The 20,233-nt window shown below is 37.5% G+C and carries 9 protein-coding genes; 5 read left to right on the top strand and 4 right to left on the bottom strand.

Going from position 1 to position 20,233, the window contains the following annotated elements; genetic code table 11:
- Nucleotides 1-33 precede the first annotated feature (33 nt).
- Nucleotides 34-1,680, top strand: coding sequence for an arylsulfatase (locus LVD47_RS08055; protein ID WP_236975138.1), 1,647 nt, complete (start codon nucleotides 34-36; stop codon nucleotides 1,678-1,680).
- Between the two features lie 53 nt (nucleotides 1,681-1,733).
- Here LVD47_RS08055 and LVD47_RS08050 read toward each other — a convergent pair whose 3' ends face one another.
- Nucleotides 1,734-5,033: a T9SS type A sorting domain-containing protein gene (locus tag LVD47_RS08050; protein WP_236975136.1), complete on the bottom strand. Its 3,300-nt coding sequence runs from the start codon at nucleotides 5,031-5,033 to the stop codon at nucleotides 1,734-1,736.
- 881 nt (nucleotides 5,034-5,914) lie between these two features.
- Between LVD47_RS08050 and LVD47_RS08045 the strand changes: the two genes are divergently transcribed.
- Nucleotides 5,915-12,349, top strand: coding sequence for an Ig-like domain-containing protein (locus LVD47_RS08045; protein ID WP_236975134.1), 6,435 nt, complete (start codon nucleotides 5,915-5,917; stop codon nucleotides 12,347-12,349).
- A gap of 1 nt (nucleotide 12,350) precedes the next feature.
- Nucleotides 12,351-13,679, top strand: a complete 1,329-nt coding sequence (locus tag LVD47_RS08040) for a T9SS type A sorting domain-containing protein (protein WP_236975132.1) — start codon at nucleotides 12,351-12,353, stop codon at nucleotides 13,677-13,679.
- Nucleotides 13,680-13,744: 65 nt separating this feature from the next.
- Here LVD47_RS08040 and LVD47_RS08035 read toward each other — a convergent pair whose 3' ends face one another.
- The 3 genes from LVD47_RS08035 to LVD47_RS08025 form a co-directional block, all read right to left on the bottom strand.
- Nucleotides 13,745-14,671: an alpha/beta hydrolase gene (locus LVD47_RS08035; RefSeq protein ID WP_236975130.1), complete on the bottom strand. Its 927-nt coding sequence runs from the start codon at nucleotides 14,669-14,671 to the stop codon at nucleotides 13,745-13,747.
- A 355-nt stretch (nucleotides 14,672-15,026) separates the two neighbouring features.
- Nucleotides 15,027-16,196: a thiolase family protein gene (locus LVD47_RS08030; protein WP_236975129.1), complete on the bottom strand. Its 1,170-nt coding sequence runs from the start codon at nucleotides 16,194-16,196 to the stop codon at nucleotides 15,027-15,029.
- Nucleotides 16,197-16,480: 284 nt separating this feature from the next.
- Nucleotides 16,481-18,868 carry a 3-hydroxyacyl-CoA dehydrogenase/enoyl-CoA hydratase family protein gene (locus LVD47_RS08025; protein WP_236975128.1) on the bottom strand — a complete coding sequence of 796 codons (2,388 nt, stop codon included), beginning with the start codon at nucleotides 18,866-18,868 and terminating at the stop codon, nucleotides 16,481-16,483.
- A 247-nt stretch (nucleotides 18,869-19,115) separates the two neighbouring features.
- Between LVD47_RS08025 and LVD47_RS08020 the strand changes: the two genes are divergently transcribed.
- Nucleotides 19,116-19,820, top strand: coding sequence for a MotA/TolQ/ExbB proton channel family protein (locus tag LVD47_RS08020; RefSeq protein ID WP_236975127.1), 705 nt, complete (start codon nucleotides 19,116-19,118; stop codon nucleotides 19,818-19,820).
- 7 nt (nucleotides 19,821-19,827) lie between these two features.
- Nucleotides 19,828-20,229 carry an ExbD/TolR family protein gene (locus LVD47_RS08015; RefSeq protein WP_236975126.1) on the top strand — a complete coding sequence of 134 codons (402 nt, stop codon included), beginning with the start codon at nucleotides 19,828-19,830 and terminating at the stop codon, nucleotides 20,227-20,229.
- The last annotated feature ends 4 nt before the right edge of the window (nucleotides 20,230-20,233 follow it).

Here is a 20,233-nt window from a genome sequence, read left to right as displayed (position 1 = left end):
AATTTATTTGAGTGGGTATTAAAAAAATAGGATATGAGATTCTATGATTTAAAAACTATTTTATTTTCCATATTAGTAATGTATTCGAATGTAATACTTGGAAAAACAACTAAAATATTAAGTGACACCACCAAACCCAATATTATTGTCATTATGGCGGATGATTTGGGATTTTCAGATCTGGGTTGTTACGGTAGTGAAATCAAAACACCTAATCTGGATCGGTTGGCATACAATGGACTTCGGTTTACCCAGTTTTACAATTGTGGACGTTGTTTTCCAACGCGAGCCTCTCTTATTTCCGGATATTATCCTGAGCAGATCAATATGGGAGACAATCGTTCTGATTTCCCGAAATGGGGCTATCTCCTACCCCATCATTTGGAGCAAGCGGGATACAAAAGTTATCACAGTGGGAAATGGCACGTTGGGAATGTACCGAAATTAATAGATGATGCGGGATTTGATCGATCTTATCATACTGAAACCTATAATAATCATTTTGCTGGAATAAATCATTATTTGGACGATGAAGAATTACCGTTGGATTCTAGCAAAAATTATTACTCTACAACTGCCATTACAGATTACGCCATAGATTTTCTTAGTGAACACGAAAGTAAATACGCTGAAGTCCCATTCTTTCTCTACCTGGCCTATATTACCCCTCATTTTCCTTTGCAAGCACCACAAGAGGATATTGACAAATATCGCCAGCGGTATTTGGATGGATGGGATGAATTGAAATCGATTAGATATCAAAAACAAAAAGAACTGGGATTGAATGTAGGAGACAATAGCCCTTTTGAATACCTTGTAACGGCCCCGTGGAGCTGGCCCTTGAAATGGCTTCAAGATACCATCCCAGGGGAAATTCGTTTAGCGAAACCATGGGAACAATTGACTGGACAGCAGCAATATTTACAAGCTACAAAAATGGCTATTCATGCAGCCATGATCGATCGAATAGATCAAGAAATAGGGCGTCTTTTAGCCCAGCTCGATACAGATGGAAAATTGGAAAATACCATAATTTTATTTTTATCTGATAATGGAGCCAGTGCGGAACAAATTGTCCGAGGAAATGGCCATAATAAAAATGCGCCACCTGGTTCAAATGAGACATATCTCTGTCTGGGACCTGGATTTTCTACCGCAAGTAATACACCTTTCCGTCGCCATAAATATTGGACACACGAAGGGGGTATTACTACTCCACTCATTATATACTGGGAAAATAAAATAGATGATCCAGGGGGGATTCGATCATCGACTGGACATATTATAGATTTCCTGCCGACTTTTTTGGACCTTGCAGGTATTCCTCCACTTCAGGAGAGAAATGACATTAAAGCCCCGATGTTGCCAGGTAAGAGCCTTGTCCCTTTATTTGAAAAAGATGAAGAAAGAAATCGAGAGATTTATTTTAGCCATCAGGGGAACAAAGCCTTGCGACAAGGGAAATGGAAAGCAGTGATATCTACAGATATAGATGCAAGGTGGCAACTGTATAATATGGAAGAGGACAGAACCGAATTAAATAACCTGGCCGATAAGTTTTATAATTTTGGAAACCCATCCTGGAAAGAGGAGCATATGAATCGCCTGGACAAGATGAAAACTCGATGGTATGAATTAGATTCATTGTACAATGTACAAGGTGATATTCATTCCCCTTAATTGGATTGAACTCAAATAAAATTTGAAATATAAATCGTATTTGCAGGAACTATTTATTCCTTCACAAATTTACCTGAATAAACATTGCCATTAGATTGTAACCGAAAAAAGTACATCCCACTGGGAAGTGATGAAACATTCACAGGAAGGCTTGGGTGTCCGGTTGTATCCAACCGACCAGACTGTTCTAAAGCAATCTGGCCCATTTGGTTATAAATATCCACATTAAATGTACCCGCAAGTATTGAATCAAAGGACACGGAAAGCAAAGAGTTTACCGGGTTTGGATAGAGTAAAACTTGTTTTGGATTACTAAACCCAGATCCCGAATTATTGGTTAAAATGGATGGGGGTGGACAATTACCATTGGCAGTAGGTAAATCGAGTATTGCAAAACCATAATTATTATTTTCATGGATTTCACCCTCTTTATTATTGGGATCGATCCGTGCATAAATCCGGGGGAAAGTAGATAGGTTATCGGGCACCTTCCATTCAAAAGACACAATATCATTACCCCTGGGATCAAGCTTTTGAATCGTAGAAACTGTAGTTTCTCCATGGATACCTGTCATTCGATTAGTTTCCTGACCAGGATCACAGAGATAAAAACCGACTTCTACAGGACCGGTAGTAGGCAATAGGCTCCAATTATGTACTTCGGTGTAGATAGTTATCGTATCACCGGGGAGAGGTTTGCTATTTGAAAACCCAATGGATTTTGATTGAAAACGTTTAACGATTTCATCTTGTAAGGAAAGTCCTTTTTCCGGATCGTATTTCCAGGGTAGAATAAGAGCAGGGTCGGCTTTTTGACCGTAATGAAAAGACCACCATGTATCCGGAGCACCGGGTGCAGGTACTTCAGGTTCCGCGGTATAGTCTACAACCAAGGCACCATTTTTCGCCCAATAACAATAAGGGTTTACTGCATATTTCACTTCCCCAAGGGATTCATCAACTCCTCCGAGTTCAATCTCTAATTCAAGTTCATCAGAGATACTGGTTCTTTGAGTAGTCAAATCTGAAGTCTCATATTCCCCAGAAATAGTGGCACCCAGGCTTCCTCCAAAAATCTTGAAATTAACATCAGTTTGTATGTCTAAAGAAGCACCAATTCCAAATTCTCGTACCCTGGAACTTCCCGATTCTCTAAAAGATTGTTGATTAACAACCCATTTGCTTTGTGAATTTTCACTTAGGGTGAAATTATCACTATTGATAATTTGATCTACTCTGGAGTAATCGGGTTTTTGTGTCCGGTAGGATAGAATATTACCTACTTCGTGATCAGGCAAATAATCATAGGCATTGTAGGATTTACTTGGAAACCATCTCCGCTCAGTAACTGTTGGTACTATACTCACCAAATGCGTAACTAAACTATCATTTTTATACACCGGATATTCCCATATATCATAGTCTGTGACCATAGCATATATTTGGTCGTCTTCTATAGCTGATACTTGAGTAGAGATATCCAGTCTTTTCCCACTACTGCGATACTTAGAAAAGCCCTCACCATACCGGGCAGAGACACTTGCGGATATTTCTGATTTAACCAACTCAACATCTACACCTGCACTTGCCCTTACATTGGCACTTACACCCCAGGCAGAGGAGACCGTGGTAGATGTTTGCATACTTACAGATGAAGAAGTCAGATAATTAGAAGCAAAAGAACAATCCGAATTTTGATAGCATTCATTGATATCGTATAGTTCATTTTGAAGTTGATCAAAGTGTATCGGGGGTGCATTTAATATTATAAGAGGTTGACTAATTTCAGATCGACGCGAATATTGTCCCTTTCCCAGACGGAGGTTATCCGCATCAAAATCACCTAAAACAAAGCTTGCTGCAGCGCGGCCGAAGAATGAAGTATTACTGTTTTCAATATTGGTGATTCCGGTTAATTCTGGAGCCCCTGTTCTCAGGTCATAAACTTCAATTGACACTTTAGAATTAGTCATATTGTTAGAAAATAAATCATCGGTACATCCCTTCAAACCCGCAAAAACTAATTCTTCAATTCCATCCCGATCGAGATCGGCCATTTGGATGCCCAATGATTGAAGGCCGCCCCTGGTAAAACAAAAAACAGGCTTTAATGTATTGCCTTTCAAAAAATCTGTAAAATCATTGACTTGGGAGACCTCCAGACTATCTAATGCCGTAAAAAGTAATAAATCTCTTGAAGGACTGTAGACAGTCAAATCTGCATCTCCATCACCATTGACGTCTCCTGAAGCAGCATATATGTTCTGGTATTCAGGAATATTTTCACCGGAATATTCAAATAATGTTAATTGATTATTCACTATCCGTAAAGTTTCAAAAACGCTTTCTGTCGAATTACCTTCAATATCCAGGGATTGAATTAATCTTAATTGAATAATTTCAACATCAACATTATCTCTTTTCTGGCGATATACCAACGCCAGCTCATTGGCGACATCTCCGTCATAATCGCCAGTATTGATCGCTAGTGAAACATCCTTTGAAAAAGGGGTCTGATTATCAAATTCCTGAATTATCTTTTTTGAAACCAGTAATAATTCACCAACTTCCATTCCCAATATATTTACAACAATTACAGGGGATTGATCCTCCATTTCTACTGTAGCCAAAGCCAATTCGTGAAGGCCATTAAGATCCAGGTCTGTCAATTCAACACTATATTCAATAACCGAATTTTGATAACTAAAATTGGCTGTTTCCTTTAAACTTCCGTTTTCCCAATTATATATTCTTACCTGAATTTTATTCGTTGAATTTTCGCCAGATTCGGGCCATATCAATGCCACTTCTTCTTCAATATCATTATCGAAATTTCCCCCAAGGATGTGAATATTGAGTCTTGTTTCCAATGCTACATTTGTCGGTATTTGAAGATTTACCGAATTACCACTGACATTCAATTGTGGCAAAACACTGGTAACGCTAAGTATAAGTTCCCCAGATTCTGTTGTGGTTACTTTGACAATATCATCCCGTCCGTCACCTTCCAGATCTGCAGCTGTAACAGCTACTCTCGTTGTTTCATTAATATTATCCCCTTGTCGAATAACTGAAGGGGCATAGACATCAGAAATTGTATTTTCCAAAAGTGAAATATCTTGTTGAGCAGTAGGTAAATAATCCACAATTTCATTTTTGAACAAATTATCCTGGCCCCATAATATATATATTTCATGGGAAGTACTAATATCAGATAAGCCAGCCAGGGGTTCCTTGTGCTCAAAATCACTGGCATTTTTCAACTCCTGGGCTTGGCCCTGGCAAATTATGCAAACAACAATTAATGATATAAAAATGGCTTTGGAGAAATAAAATTTATTCAGGGTCTTCATGTATAAAATACTATTGGTATATATTGCTTAGTAAACTACTAAAAATTCCTTAAACAGAAAATAGCCAGCAAAGTAATTTAGCAGTATAAGTCAATATTTATTGAGAAATTGAGAAAAAGATGAAAAGCAGGGATTGTATTTTAATTATATATGGCTTAAAACAGGGATCATAAGAACTTTAACACTTTGAACTCATAAATATAATTGTAATACAAACATTTAATTATTCATAAAGATAAGACTGTTTTTATAGATATTTCACAATTATATTGCTTTAAATTGAATTATGAAAAAAATGTATATATTCTAAAATTTCTTATTACCTGCTTTTTTATCACTAAATTGAAATTTTATTATTATTTTAGAGACAATATTGATTTCAGCTTAAGGATGTAAAAATTCCTTCTCTGATTCATAAAATTGAATAACCCTAACATGATAATATATGATGCTAACACCCTCTTTTTTCGCGCTTCAGATAAAATTGCATACTGATTTGAATTTACGTTTGAATTTTAAGTAATACCTCATACTTAAACTTGATTTTTAATTGATCCAAAAGCGACAGACTATTTTGTAACCCTGAATAAATTCCTGCCCGTGAAATAAACGTTTTATCCATTCTAACCTTATTACCAGTTAATCTAACTAAGCTACAATGTTAACACTATTGTGTCCACTGGATCTTTGATTCATGTGCAGCATTGAATGGTTAAGAAGAACTAATGTATTATGTAAGAGTACAATGATTTTCTCTATATGCAGTCATGTAGAGACAATAATTGTATGCCAAAAAAACAATGTAATTACTTGAGTAATGGTGGCATTAGTATGCTTCATTCCTAATGAAAATTTTACCCATTAAAAATACGTAACCCAGTATGAATTATTATTTACCTCAAATTGTAATCTTTAAAAAGATAAAAGTAATAGCTTCGCTGCTCACATTGATTTGTACAGCGAACATTAGCTTTGCCCAGTTGGTATCCAATGAATATACGCCTGTAACAACAGCAAATGGATTGGCACCAATTCTCAGCGCAAGTGATGAATGTGGAGGTTTGACTATTTTCAATTGCGTTGATAATTTAAGTAATATTGATGGCAATTTAGGTTCTGCGGCCACAATAAGTGTACTTGCTTCCGGTGATGTTTGGATCGAAAATCAATTCAATGAAACCGCACCAGCAGGTAGTTACGCCGGATTTGTCATAGAATCTGGTATTTCACTAGTCGCAGGATTATCAATTGAAGTCTCTGATGGCACCAACAGTGAAACTTTAGATGGATCAAATTTATTATCCTTGGGATTAACTGGATCCGCGGACAGAGTTGGTTTTTATACAACCATTGATTTTGACAGGATAAGAATAACATATGGTGGCCTAGCCGGTTCTTTAGATGTCTATTATGCAGAAGTAATGAAATTTGAAGAATTAAGAACTATTCCCTGTAATAATGAATATACTTTAATAGGTAGAACAAATGACCCGGTTTACGTTAATCCGGATGAAACTGGTTTTACGGGTATATCAACAGGTACCATTTCCGATATTGAAAATGCTGTCGATGATGATCCTAATACTTCAGCGAGTATTGATTTTGGCGTTTCACTATCAGGCAGTGTAACTTTTTCCATTAAAAGAGGAGATGGAGGTAGTTATGGATCAAATCAATATGTTGGATTTGATATTGGATTTTCTTCTGGTTTACTTGACTTATCTTTGTTGTCAAATTTAACAATTGAAACCTATAATAATGGCAATCCAACCGGAGATGCAGCTTCAGGGAATCAGTTAGTATTAAATGTAGGCTTGATTTCAGGTTCAACTAGAGGGTCTGTTGGACTTGTCTCTACTGCAGCCTACGATGAAGTCATCATAACAATAAACAACGGGCTCTCCCTTTTACAACAAGTTGATATTTATGGAATGGTAATAAAGTGTTTTCAAAATACCTCCATCACCTGTAATGATAATTTTACAAATATTGACGAATCCGAACATCCATTTTACATTGAAGAAAGTTCTATAACAGGTTTAATTGGGGCCAATAATTCAATAGTAGATGTGTCGAATTTAATCGATGGTTCAAGTACTACTGCTGCCACAATTAACCAATCAGTAGGAGTAGGAAGTACAGCTACGATCCGAATTAAAAAAGCTTTGGGAGTGATCGATGAGGGAACTTTTGTAGGCTTTGAATTGGAGTCTTCGGGGGCGTTACTTACCCTTCAACTCCTAAATGCCCTTAGGATAAGGACTTTTGACGGAACAACGGAAATCGATGATAGTGATGATGGGAATATAGCCATTGATGCTACAATTTCGGGCGGAGCAAATCGACAAGTTATTGGGATTATTTCTTCAGGTGATATTGATGCCATAGAATTAACTTTAACACAAGGAGTATCGGTAGACCTGGGATCAACAAATATTTATAATCTGGTAGTGAAATGTTTTGGTTCAGATCCATCAATTACCTGTAATAATTCATTTTCCTACATTGATGATTCTAATTCACCGTATTATTTTGACGGGAGTAAAACAGGCGTTACAGGCACCTTGGGAGCAAGTAACACCATTGAAGATTTGGGGAATATATTGGATGGAAGTAGTACCTCATTTGCTACGGTTAATCAAACCTTATCTGGAAATGCAGCCGCAACTATCGCTATTAAAAAAGAATTAAGTGAAATTCCGACGGGTAGATTTGTTGGATTTGAAATCGAATCTTCATCTTCTTTGTTGGATCTGGAATTACTCGGTTCTATTTCTATTGAAACATTTAATAACGGAACCCCCGTTGACGAAAGTTCCAGCGATGACCTGGCCGTAGATGTGGGGCTTTCTTCGGGATCCAATAGATCAGTAGTAGGATTAGTTACATCAGGTCCGATAGATGAAATTGTATTGACATTGGATGAAGGTTTATTATCACTTGGTTTGGGTGAAACTTATATTTACAACCTCGTAGTGAAATGTTTTCAGGAAGGAAGCGCAATTCCCTGTAATAATCAATTCACGATTATTGATGAATCTAATGATCCATATTATTTGGACGGAAGTACAACTGGGGTAACCGGAACACTGGGCCTCAATAATTCGATACTGAATGCGGGGAATATTCTCGACGGGAATGGTTCAACATCTGCTACCGTAAATCAGACAGCAGGTATCAATTCAACAGCAACTATTGGAATTAAAAAAGCTGGGAATCCCATACTAGCAGGAACCTTTATTGGATTTGAAATAGAGTCAGGTGTTTCACTTGTAGACGCAGAATTACTTTCCACCATTTCTATTGAAACTTTTGACGCCAATGGGAATTCGACCGGGAGTACCTCCAACGAAGATATCATTTTGACCGGCAATATAGTCGGAGGAGCGAATCGAAGAGTAGTGGGTATGATACCGCAAAGTGATTTCAATGAAGTAGTAATTACCTTTGATGAAACGGTGGGTGTCAGCCTGGGTGAAACTGAAATTTATAATCTGGTTGTAAAATGTTTTACCTCAGGTCCTTCATTTACAAGTTGCAACAGCTCTTCCGGACCGGCGAAAAACACCAATATTCAATGGACTACTCCGGAATACCCCTTGGTAATAAGTCAAGATAATACGGGCTTTGGTGGATTATTGACCCTTGGGGAGATACTTGAACCCAATAATGCCATCGACAACAACTCCACTAATTATACTACTATTCAAACCGTAGCATCAGCAAGTGGTAGTGCATATTATTCTGTAAAAGACGTTGAGTCCGATTACGATGGAGGTTTATATGTAGGGTTTGATATAGGAAGACCTTCACTAGCATCAGTAAGCGCACTGAGCGAATTTACTATTAGGACCTACTTGAATGGATCACCAACGGGGGATGTCCTATCAGATGCAGACTTACTAACGGCACCTACTGGATTATTGAATGGTGAAATTAGACAGGTTTTAGGTTTTGTTACGACACAGGATTTTGACGAAATCCAATTGGAAATTGACGACAATGTTTCATTGCTGAGTAATACCCGCATATACAATGTGGTCCTAAAACAACTTTGTGAAGGAGATATGGATGATTGCACCAATGCTCCAGAAATAGTTTCCAATCCGGATTATCCCGTCTATATTGATTGGGAACAAACGGGCGTTTCCGGACTATCCACATGCGTGGGATGTGCGATAAATAATACAGAAAATGTAGTGGATAATGATCCTGATAATTATGCTGAACTTACCATAACAGCTGATGTCGGTTCAGAAATCAGTCTGGCAGTCAAGGATGAAATTACAACCTACGGCGCGAATACATTTGCAGGATTTGAAATTGCAACAAATTCCCTGTTATCCGCCAATCTAATTGGATCTGCCACTATACAACTTTTTAACAATGGTTCTCAGGTACAATCCGGTTCTGGTAATGCTCTTTTGGTAGGTGCTACTACCTCATTATTGGGAAATGATTTGCATAGACAGCCAGTGGGAATAATATCCAATCAACCTTATGACGAAGTCAAAATATCTTTTGAGAAATTATTAAGTGCTGATTTAGGTGAGATAAGAATTTATAATGCCCTTTTTTCTACAACATGTGAAGCTACTATAACTTGTAATCAATCTTTTTATCTCAATCAAACCGAATTTCCCGCATTTATCAACTCTGAAAGAACAGGAACTAGTGGAATAGCAGATGTAAGCAGTTTAGTAAATGATCCCTGGAATGTCGTTTCTTCCAGTACATCTGATTACGCCGAAATGATTCTCGATGTAGGAGTAGCGGGCTCAGTATCTCTTTCTGTAGTTGATGCTTTGGCAGAATATCCGGCTGGAACCGTAGCCGGATTCACTATTGAAAATTTTAATACCCTCCTGGTAGAATTGGATTTATTTGATGCTGTCACAATATCAACCTACCTAAATGGTTCATTTCAGCAGTCTGCTACAGGCTCACAATTAATTAACTTAGGCTTATTGGGATTACCTGTTCTCGGTGGTAGTGGAGGCATATATAATGTAGGTTTTGAAACCTCTTTGCCCTTTGATGAAGTACAAATTACATTAACCGGAATTGCAAATGTAAATCTGCTCAACGAAACACGTGTATATGGGGCCTATGTAGATACTCGTTTTGTAATGAGTGGAGAATTTGCTTGTCCACAATACGATCTGGACCCAGATTTCAATGCTACGTTAATAAATGTGCCCGTAAGTGGAAATGTAGATACCAATGACGAAGTTCCATCAGGTACGACATATGGAACTCCTATACCCATTAGCGGGAATCCTTCGGGTGCAGCTTTAAATATGAACTCTAATGGATCATATAATTTTCAAACACCTAACCCTGGCGTTTACAATTATAATATTCCGGTTTGTATCCCCGATGGACCGGATCCTTGCCCCACTACCCTATTAACTATTACCGTAGAAGATAAGAACGACAACAATACTGATCCTATAGCCAATCATGATTACGGTTCCGGAGTGGCAAATGAAACGATTACCTTGAATTCATTGAGTAATGATAGTCCGGGAAGCGATGGAATTCCTTTGGATCCCGGATCAGTGTCTATTATCAATGGATCTGATAATGGAACTGCGAATGTATTACCCAATGGCTCAATAGAATATACCCCGAATGCCGGTTTTGTGGGTACTGATGTACTTACCTATCAAGTGTGCGATGAAGATAATAATTGTGCATCTGCGCAACAATTTTTTTCAGTCGTTCCACCCGGGGGTGAAAATACGACAGAAGCAGAAGACGATTTTGCTTATATACAACCGTGGCAAACTGCCTCGGGAAATCTGGGTGCCAATGATACTGATCCCGAAGGTGATTCTCAAAGTATCTCATCAGGAACATTCAACCTCTCTGGTGGCACATTGGTAATATCCAATTCATCGGGTGAATATACTTTTACTCCCGATGAAAATTTTTACGGTACTACATCCTATCAGTATACAATCTGTGATGACGGAACTCCTTCTTCATGTGCAGATGCTACATTATATATTTTAGTAGGCCCTCCCGATCCTATTTTAAATCCGGATTTCAACGCAACATTAATTAATGTTCCGGTAGATGGAGATGTAAGTACTAATGATGATGCACCCCCGGGAGCAGAATATACATCCGCTACGCCTGATGGCAGTAATCCAGCTGGTGGCACCTTGATGCTTACCCCGGATGGAAGTTATACATTTACAGCCACTAATCCCGGTATATATAATTATACGGTTACCATTTGTATAACCGGAGACGATCCGTGTACAATAGAAGAAACGACCCTTCTTACGATTACAGTGGATGATCCGGACGATTCGAATACAGATCCCATTGCCAATCACGACTATGGTTCTACCAAGGAAGGTCAAAGTATCGTATTGAATAGTTTAAGTAATGATAGTCCGGGAAGCGATGGTCATCCGCTTAATTCGGCATCCGTAAGTGTAACAAGCGGTCCTAATAATGGTAGTATTTCTGTGAATTCTTCAACAGGCGAAATTACATACACACCAGATGCTGGTTTTACAGGAACGGATGTCCTTACTTACCAGGTATGTGATGACAATGGTTCGTGTAGTAGTGCTCAACAATTCTTTACAGTATTGCCACTTGATTCAGGAAATACAACAGAAGCTGCCGATGATTTTGTCTATATCCAGCCCGGGGATACCGGAACGGGTAATTTGGGCGCTAATGATACCGACCCTGAAGGTAATTCCCAAACAATCGCTACCGGTACCAGTACGCAAACCGGTGTAGGGACCCTGGAAATTACCAGTAACTCGGGTGATTTTGTATTTACTCCTGAACCCGGGTTTTCCGGTCCGGCAGAATTCACATATACGACTTGTGACAATGGTGATCCACAAGCGTGTGCTACGGCGACTTTACATGTGTTAGTGGGGCCGACTTATCCGGACTTAACACCAGGTATTCAAGTTAATACTGCAACCATAAATGAAGGAGGAAGTGTATCTATTACGTATAATTATACAAATTTGGGTCCTGAAAATTCTAGAGGTACAGAAATAGAATTTAGAATATTTAAGGTTAATACATTTGGATCCATTTCTATTGATCCACCCCCATCAGGTTGGAGTTTGACTGATGAAGGGAACTATTATTCATTAAAGTCAACAAATATTATTCTTGTCGGATCAGAGAATAGAATATCCTTTAATGGAATTTTTGTACACGATGGTGATGATGAAAACGCTGTAATCGAATTAGTCACTGATATTATTATAGGTGCTGGAGGAGAAATAAATGGAGATAATAATATTGATAATCAACTCATACAAATAAATTAACATGAATAAGATAATTATAAATACTTCCTTATTAGCTTTTATCATATTTTTTCAAAGTGATCTTAAGGCACAATGCACGGTTGGAGATTTGAATGCTCAAAATTTAGGATATTCACCCAGTACTTTATATTCTTGTCGACAAGTAACTGTTACTGCTGAATGGTTATTACAAGGACAAATAGATTTTGATTCTGATTTTCATCAATCAACGCTAATTGTATCATTACCAAGTGAATTTCTCGGCACCACTGGGAATTTAGCCGTAACAGCCACAAACGGAAATACCTATTGGAATGCAGGTAATATATCCTTTGAGAATCATGAAGTCCAGGTTCCATTAGAGGGTATTATTCCAGAAGGGATAACTATTAGTATTGTCATTTCTGACATGGATATGGTTACGACTGATCCTTTTGCAACAGTTAATATAACTCAGTCTGTTTCAAATGTTGTATCAGATTGTGATCCAGGCAATGATGAACAATCGATTACAGCTTTTGTAATTCAAACTGATGCACCGCTAATTACAAATATTCAACCAGAATGTATAAATAATGAGTTAGGAATAAATCTTTCAGTTGAACCAGGAGAAAATAACGGTGGGAATATAGAAAGCTATTCTTGGAGCGGACCAAATGGATTTACTTCTTCAATTGAAGATCCAAGCATTATAATTTCTAGTGGAGAAGAAACAATATATTCAGGGGAATATATTGTTTCTGTATCAGATGATAATGGTTGTATCTCACAAGACACCATAGTATTAAATGGTCAAATTTGTTCTGCACTCCCTATCGCAATAAAATCTTTTACAGCAACCTCCAGTAATTGCAGTACTAAATTGTTATGGACCACAGCTCAAGAAATCAACAATAGTCATTTTCGTATACAAAGGAGTTCGAACGGAAGTAATTTCGAAACTATTGGTACTGTAGATGGAGGGGGAACTTCTACCTCAAAAAGAGAATATTCCTTTGAAGATCAAAATGTAACGGGTGGTAAATATTTCTACCGCTTGCAACAAATAGATTTTGATGGAGATAAATCCTATTCTTCCGTAGAAGAAGTTACTATTGCCTGTGGGGATGCCGGAAAAGGATTACTATACCCCAACCCTGTCAATAGTATTCTATATATAAAACAATCAAACACAGATGTACAAACCGTAGAATTGTATAATATCGTAGGTCAATTGGTACTTCACAAGGCTATAAATGAAGTAAATTATATTTCAGTTGAGAATCTTTCACAGGGAACCTATTACGCAATAGCAAAAGATAAAAACAATAGAATGATAGTTTCCAAAAAACTTATTAAAATTTCAGATTAATATTTACTTCTGGGGAGAAGTGTTTATTGGGTTAAAAGGGTTCTGTATAAAAACAGGACCCTTTCTTATTCCTGAATGAAATTATACAGGTCGCGATAAGCTTTAGATATTTCAGGAGACAATCCATTCAATAAATAAAACCCATGAGGAAGATCTTCATAGTGAATGTGTCTATATTGTATTTTATGCTTTTTCAAATTATTTTTAAATATAATACCTTGATCCTGAAGGGGATCATATCCAGATGTTATAACTAAACTTGAAGGTGGTAAAAAACTGTAATCCTTATAATTCAATGGCGAAACAAGTGGATCTTCCCTATCTATGGCAGAGGGGAGATATTGATCACGCATCCATTCAATATCTTGTTTTTCGATAATATATCCCCGTCCAAATTTCTTTACGGAAAGTTGATCTAAATCAGCTTTCATGGGAGGATATTTCACAATTAATTTGTCAAAAGTAATAGTTGGGTTTTTCTCAAAATATTTGAGGACACCAATAGCCATATTGCCACCCGCGCTATCCCCGCATAGAACTACTTGTTTTTGGTCAGTATTCGTTTTGATATATTTTGTAAAAATGTATTCGATTGTATCAATGGAATCATTTATCGCACCAGGGAATTTGGTTTCAGGTGACAAACGATAACCTATGCTGTACACAGTAGAATTTGTATTCTTACACATCCTTCTGCATACATTGTCATACGTATCAATCGATCTGCCTACCCATCCACCACCGTGCAGATAAAATATAATTTGACTGGATGGACGATTCATTTTGTATTCCCGTACCCGCAAGGGAACACTATCACGGTTTAAAATCGTAATATCTTTTGTTTGATCAACTGCTACCAATTTTCCGTCTAGAATTCGTCGATATTTTTTCCAGTTGCTGTTTAAAGTATTCCTGTAATCTTGTATTGATTCGGGAATTGAACTTTCCGCTCGATGAAGGAAATATAAAAAAAGACGCAACTTCCAATGCATATTTAAATTAATTTTCGAACCTGAGCGGAGCCGGTTATTTCCTAAAATTTCAGCTCAAATATACATTTTTGTATAGAACTTAAAGGATAAAAGCGAAGCGATGGTCTAACATTACAAAAGCGTAACTACAGAAAATTTTTATTGGAGCGAAAATTGCGCTAGGGTATTTTCATTTTTGTTCCACAATATATGATTTCTGAAATATATAGGACCATATCAAAACCCTCCCAAAAGATTTGAAGATGCTTATTCTATCTATTTACTAGCAACATTAGCTGTTAGTGGAACATATTCCACAGAAGTACGTTAGTTCTATGTCTTCTTCCTGTAAACTCTACAGTAATAAAAATAACCTCTAAAGTCGTTCAAAGATTCCCGCAATTCCCTGTCCACCTCCGATACAAGCAGTCACCATACCGTACTTCTTATTCTGTCTTTCCAGTTCAAATAGTATCTGAGTGCTAAGTTTGGTTCCTGTACAGCCCAGGGGATGCCCAAGAGCAATGGCGCCACCATTAACATTCACTGTATCTATATCCATGTCCACCTCCCTGATTACCGCCAGGCTTTGAGCTGCAAAGGCTTCGTTTAGTTCAATCAAATCAATGTCATTTAGTGTTAACCCCGCCTGCTTCAATGATTTTGGAACAGCGGCTATAGGCCCTAAGCCCATATATAAAGGATCTACCCCGGCTGAAGCACAACTTACTAATCTGGCAATTGGTTCTAACTTATATTTCTTAATAAATTCCTCACTAACTACCAATGCAAAAGCGGCTCCATCAGAAGTTTGGGAAGAATTCCCTGCTGTTACCGAACCCCCTTGTGCAAAAACAGGCCGTAATTTACTCAAAGCATCCATCGAAGTATCTCTCCGGACACCTTCATCCGTATCAATAGTAAATGTACGCTCCTTTTTTTCATCATTCTCTACATACACTTCTTTTACATTAATAGGTACAATTTGACTCTTGAAATACCCTTCGTCCAATGCTTTTGCGGCCCGCTGGTGCGAACGAAGAGCAAATTCATCCTGATCTTCTCGGGTTATCTCATATTTCTTAGCTACTGCTTCAGCTGTCAATCCCATAGAAACCAGGTGATCCGGAGTATTGCTTACTACATTGTAATTAGGTGCCAATTTGATTCCTGTCATTGGTATCATACTCATACTTTCAGCACCTCCCGCTATAAAACAATGCCCCATACCAGCTTTTACTTTTGAAACAGCCATGGCAATAGTCTCCAATCCGGAGCCACAATACCTGTTAACCGTCACACCAGGCACCTTCTCACCTAATGCCCGCAAGCTAATTCGACGTCCAATCTGAAGCCCTTGCTCAGCTTCCGGATTGGCGCAACCAACTAATACATCATCTACTAATTCAGCATCTAATTGAGGAATTTCATTCATTAAGTGATGAATGACATCTACAGCTAAATCATCCGAACGTGTAAATCTAAATCCACCTCTATTAGCTTTCCCAACCGCCGTTCTGTAACATTTTACTATGTATGCTTCCATATTGTATTATTTCTATTTGTGTTCAATAATTTTATACGTATAAAAAAGTATTATTAACTCAACTAACCTTAAATTATATTTTCCGGTTTTATTTTCCTTTCATTCATTCCATTATTTTTTTTCGAACACTTAAATTGATTCATTTGAGGACTGATTGTGTCCATTCTTACATCTTAGGAATTCTACCTGATACCTTCGTGCTAACCACTTCTCATTATGGTAGCTATCAAATCCCTTATTTCCACTAAAACATTGACTTGTAGCTTATAGTTTGTATCTCATAACTAATTCCTCAGTGGCTTACCTGTTTCCAACATATGTTGAATCCGTTCTAATGTCTTTTGTTCAGTGCATAGACTTAAAAAGGCCTCTCTTTCCAGCTCCAACAAATATTTTTCACTAACTTCTTGCATACCAGTTAAATCACCCCCGGACATGACATAAGCTATTTTTTTAGCAATTTTAGCATCGTGTTCGGAAGCATATTTTCCCAATCTAAGTTCATTGATTGCCAATTCCAAAGTAGCTATTCCCGAACGACCCAGAACTTTAATATCCCTTCGAGGAATGGGAGCTATATAATTTTCTGCCAATTCCAACACCTTCTTTTTGGCTTCTGTAATTCTATAACTACTATTGATGACTACCTGATCTTTAGTACTTAAATACCCGTAGTCAAAGGCACCATGCGCAGAAGTAGAAACGTTGCCCATAGCAATATTCTTGAATCTTTCGAGAAGGATGCCATTTTCAACATCAGTATCTTTATATTCTTCATAGGATCTGAGAGCAAATTCCTTGGTTCCACCTCCACCGGGGATAATTCCCACACCTACTTCCACTAATCCAATATATGATTCAGCCGCGGCAATAGTACTATCCGTGTGCATTACAAATTCACACCCCCCACCGAATACATATCCCTGTGTGGCAGCAACAACAGGTATCTTGGAGTAGCGAATTTTCATACTGGTATCCTGGAACAATTTTACAGCCTGGTTTAATTCATCAAAATCTTGTTGATACGCCATAGAACCAATTAACATAAGGTTAGCCCCTACCGTAAAATTCTTTCCGTCATTGGCAATAATTATTCCTTTCCAATCTTCCTCTTCAGCAATGGTTATACATTCTCCTATCCCCTTAAGAATCCCCTCTCCTATGGAATTTGATTTACTGGTAAATTCAAGTAAAAGGACTCCTTCTCCGATATCGTGCAACGTCAATTCACTATTTTCAAAGACGGGCTCCTTATCCTTAAAATAGGCAACTTTTATTTGTTCTTTAGTCCCGGGAACTTGCTCATAAGATTCGGACTGGTGGTTATAATATAATACGTTGCTCTCTTCAAGCTTGTAAAAATTTGTATGTCCCTTAGACATAAATGATTCTAACCATTCTGGTACATCAAGGCCTATTGAGGTGCCTACTTTAATCATTTTATCCAGTCCAATAATATCCGCATACTCAAATGGTCCATACGACCAGGCAAAACCAGCTTTCATTGCCTGATCAATACCGAATATCTGATCTGAAATTTCAGGAATTCTGTTAGCAGAATATAGAAAGCTAAATGCCAACGATTTCCTGATAAGTTCTCCTCCTTTATCTTCTACTTTCCATAAGGCTCGCAATCTTTTTTCAGGATCTTCTATTTGCTTAGAGACTTTCAGACTTTCCAAACTAGATGAATCCGCTTCAGTATATTCCTTTTCCCTTAGATCCAGTTCTTCAATAATGGTCTTCCCTGAATCGGATTTTCGATCGGTTTTCTTATAAAATCCCTGGCCACTTTTATTTCCCAAATATTTATTATCAACCAAATATTCCAAAAAATCCGGAATCTGCATTTGTTGTAATGCATCGTCATCCGTACATCGTTGTTTGAGATCCTTGAGAACCATTACTGCTGTATCTAATCCTACAAGATCTGCCAGTCTGAAAGTTCCTGTTTTGGGACGAGCCATCGCGGGTCCGGTTAATTTATCAACTTCTCCAAGGCTAAGTCCCAGTTCTGAAGTAAGTTCAAAAACTTTGGCCATTGAAGTTACCCCTACCCTATTTCCAATAAATGCCGGTGTATCTTTGCACAATACAGTATCCTTTCCCAGATACTTTTCACCAAATTCCATAAAGAAATCAACGACCCTTTTATCCGTATGTGCAGTTGGAATAATTTCAAGTAATTTCAAATAACGAGGAGGATTGAAGAAATGGGTCCCAAGGAAATGCTTTTTGAAGTCTTCTGATCTACCCTCTGCTATCATATGTATCGGTATACCTGAAGTATTAGAGGACACCAAACTTCCCTTCTTTCGATACCTATCTACTTTTTCGAATAAATCCTTTTTAATGTCAAGTCTTTCTATGATTACTTCAATAACCCAATCGTATTCCGAGATTTTTCCCAGATCATCTTCAAAATTCCCTGTGGTAATTCTCTTTGCAAAGGACGTTTTGTAAAGTGGAGCGGGTTTTCCTTTCAGGGCCTGTTTTAAAGACTTGTCAGCTAATGAATTTCTGAATTCCTTTATATCTTTTTGATCTTCAGTCAGGTCTCTGGGTACCATATCCAACATCAACACTTCAAAACCAACATTTGCCAAATGACAAGATATTCCTGATCCCATTAATCCAGAACCCAAAACTGCAACTTTTTGTATTCTTCGCATTTTATATATTTTTGACTTAAAGTTAAAAAACTTGTCTCGTAATTTCAAACTCAACTAAAATAATAACTATTCTGAGATTATTTCTAGTGTATTGAATAATAAATTCGAAAGTATTAACATTTAATGTACCAGTATAAGAAATAAATTATAACAAAAACGTATTAAAATTTTAATTAATATATATTTCTGATTAAATTTGGTATCCTATTTTCAACTATTAATTCAGTGAAATCTTTATTCAACATCTATGAACACAGCACTTTTTATTGCATTACAAGCTCAAGCTGCAGCACAACTTGAAGAGCAAACAACGGTAGAACGAGAAAGTCTATTTGAACTTATCACCAAAAGCGGTTGGATTGGAATTATTATAGTGCTCATTCTAATCGTCATGTTCGTGGTAGCCGTGTATTTATTCGTGGAAAGATATTCTGCGATTAAACGAGCCGGAAAAATGGACAATAATTTTATTAATAATATAAGGGCAAGTGTGCAGGCAGGTAATATTGCCGGAGCAAAGGCCCTTTGTCAAAGTAACAAATCACCTGCTGCCCGCATGATTGAAAAAGGCATCATGCGTATAGGTAAACCACTTAACGACATTAATGCCTCCATTGAAAATGCCGGAAATCTTGAACTTTTCCGGTTGGAAAAAAATCTCAGTACACTGGCTTCTATAGCCGGTGCCGCTCCTATGATTGGGTTTTTCGGAACGGTGACAGGAATGATTTTGGCTTTTTACAAAATGGCCACTGCAGAAAATGTAACACCGGATGTCCTTGCTGGGGGAATATATCAGGCATTGATCACAACTGCCTTTGGTCTTTTTGTTGGAATTTTTGCTTTTATCGCGTATAATTTACTGGTAACCAATGTTGAAAAGGTAGTATATAAAATGGAACAGACTTCCGTTGAATTTATGGACTTATTGCAAGAACCTTCAAACGTATAAATTTGATATGGGTTTAAAGAAGAAAAGTAAAGTTAGTGCTGAATTCAGCATGTCATCACTGACAGATATTATTTTCCTGTTATTGATATTCTTTATGCTGACATCAACACTGGTAAGTCCCAATGCACTTCGACTTACATTACCCAGCTCCAGTTCCAAGACCGTTGCTCCCCAGTCATATACCGTAAGTATTAAAAACAACGGTACATATTATTTAAATGGAAAAGAAATGAGTTTGGGGAACATTGAAAGCCAATTGCGTGTTGATTTACAGAACAGTACTGAAAAAAAACCTACTGTAGTTATCGCAGCGGACCAAGCTAGTCAATTGCAATATACCGTTAAAGTAATGGATTTAGCGAATAGATTGGGGACACAAGCGATAATAGCTACAGAACCATCAAAATAAAAGT

It is taken from the genome of Membranihabitans maritimus, assembly GCF_021729145.1.
Lineage (GTDB): Bacteria > Bacteroidota > Bacteroidia > Chitinophagales > Saprospiraceae > Membranihabitans > Membranihabitans maritimus.
Note: the sequence above shows the minus strand (reverse complement) of the source record. Positions and strands in the feature narration are given on the sequence as shown.

Excerpts from the sequence above, each read along its gene's own strand:
- LVD47_RS08035 (WP_236975130.1), bottom strand. The coding sequence starts at position 14,671 with ATGCATTGGAAGTTGCGTCTTTTTTTATATTTCCTTCATCGAGCGGAA.
- LVD47_RS08025 (WP_236975128.1), bottom strand. The coding sequence starts at position 18,868 with ATGCGAAGAATACAAAAAGTTGCAGTTTTGGGTTCTGGATTAATGGGA.
- LVD47_RS08030 (WP_236975129.1), bottom strand. The coding sequence starts at position 16,196 with ATGGAAGCATACATAGTAAAATGTTACAGAACGGCGGTTGGGAAAGCT.
- LVD47_RS08050 (WP_236975136.1), bottom strand. The coding sequence starts at position 5,033 with ATGAAGACCCTGAATAAATTTTATTTCTCCAAAGCCATTTTTATATCA.
- LVD47_RS08040 (WP_236975132.1), top strand. The coding sequence starts at position 12,351 with ATGAATAAGATAATTATAAATACTTCCTTATTAGCTTTTATCATATTT.
- LVD47_RS08055 (WP_236975138.1), top strand. The coding sequence starts at position 34 with ATGAGATTCTATGATTTAAAAACTATTTTATTTTCCATATTAGTAATG.
- LVD47_RS08015 (WP_236975126.1), top strand. The coding sequence starts at position 19,828 with ATGGGTTTAAAGAAGAAAAGTAAAGTTAGTGCTGAATTCAGCATGTCA.
- LVD47_RS08045 (WP_236975134.1), top strand. The coding sequence starts at position 5,915 with ATGAATTATTATTTACCTCAAATTGTAATCTTTAAAAAGATAAAAGTA.
- LVD47_RS08020 (WP_236975127.1), top strand. The coding sequence starts at position 19,116 with ATGAACACAGCACTTTTTATTGCATTACAAGCTCAAGCTGCAGCACAA.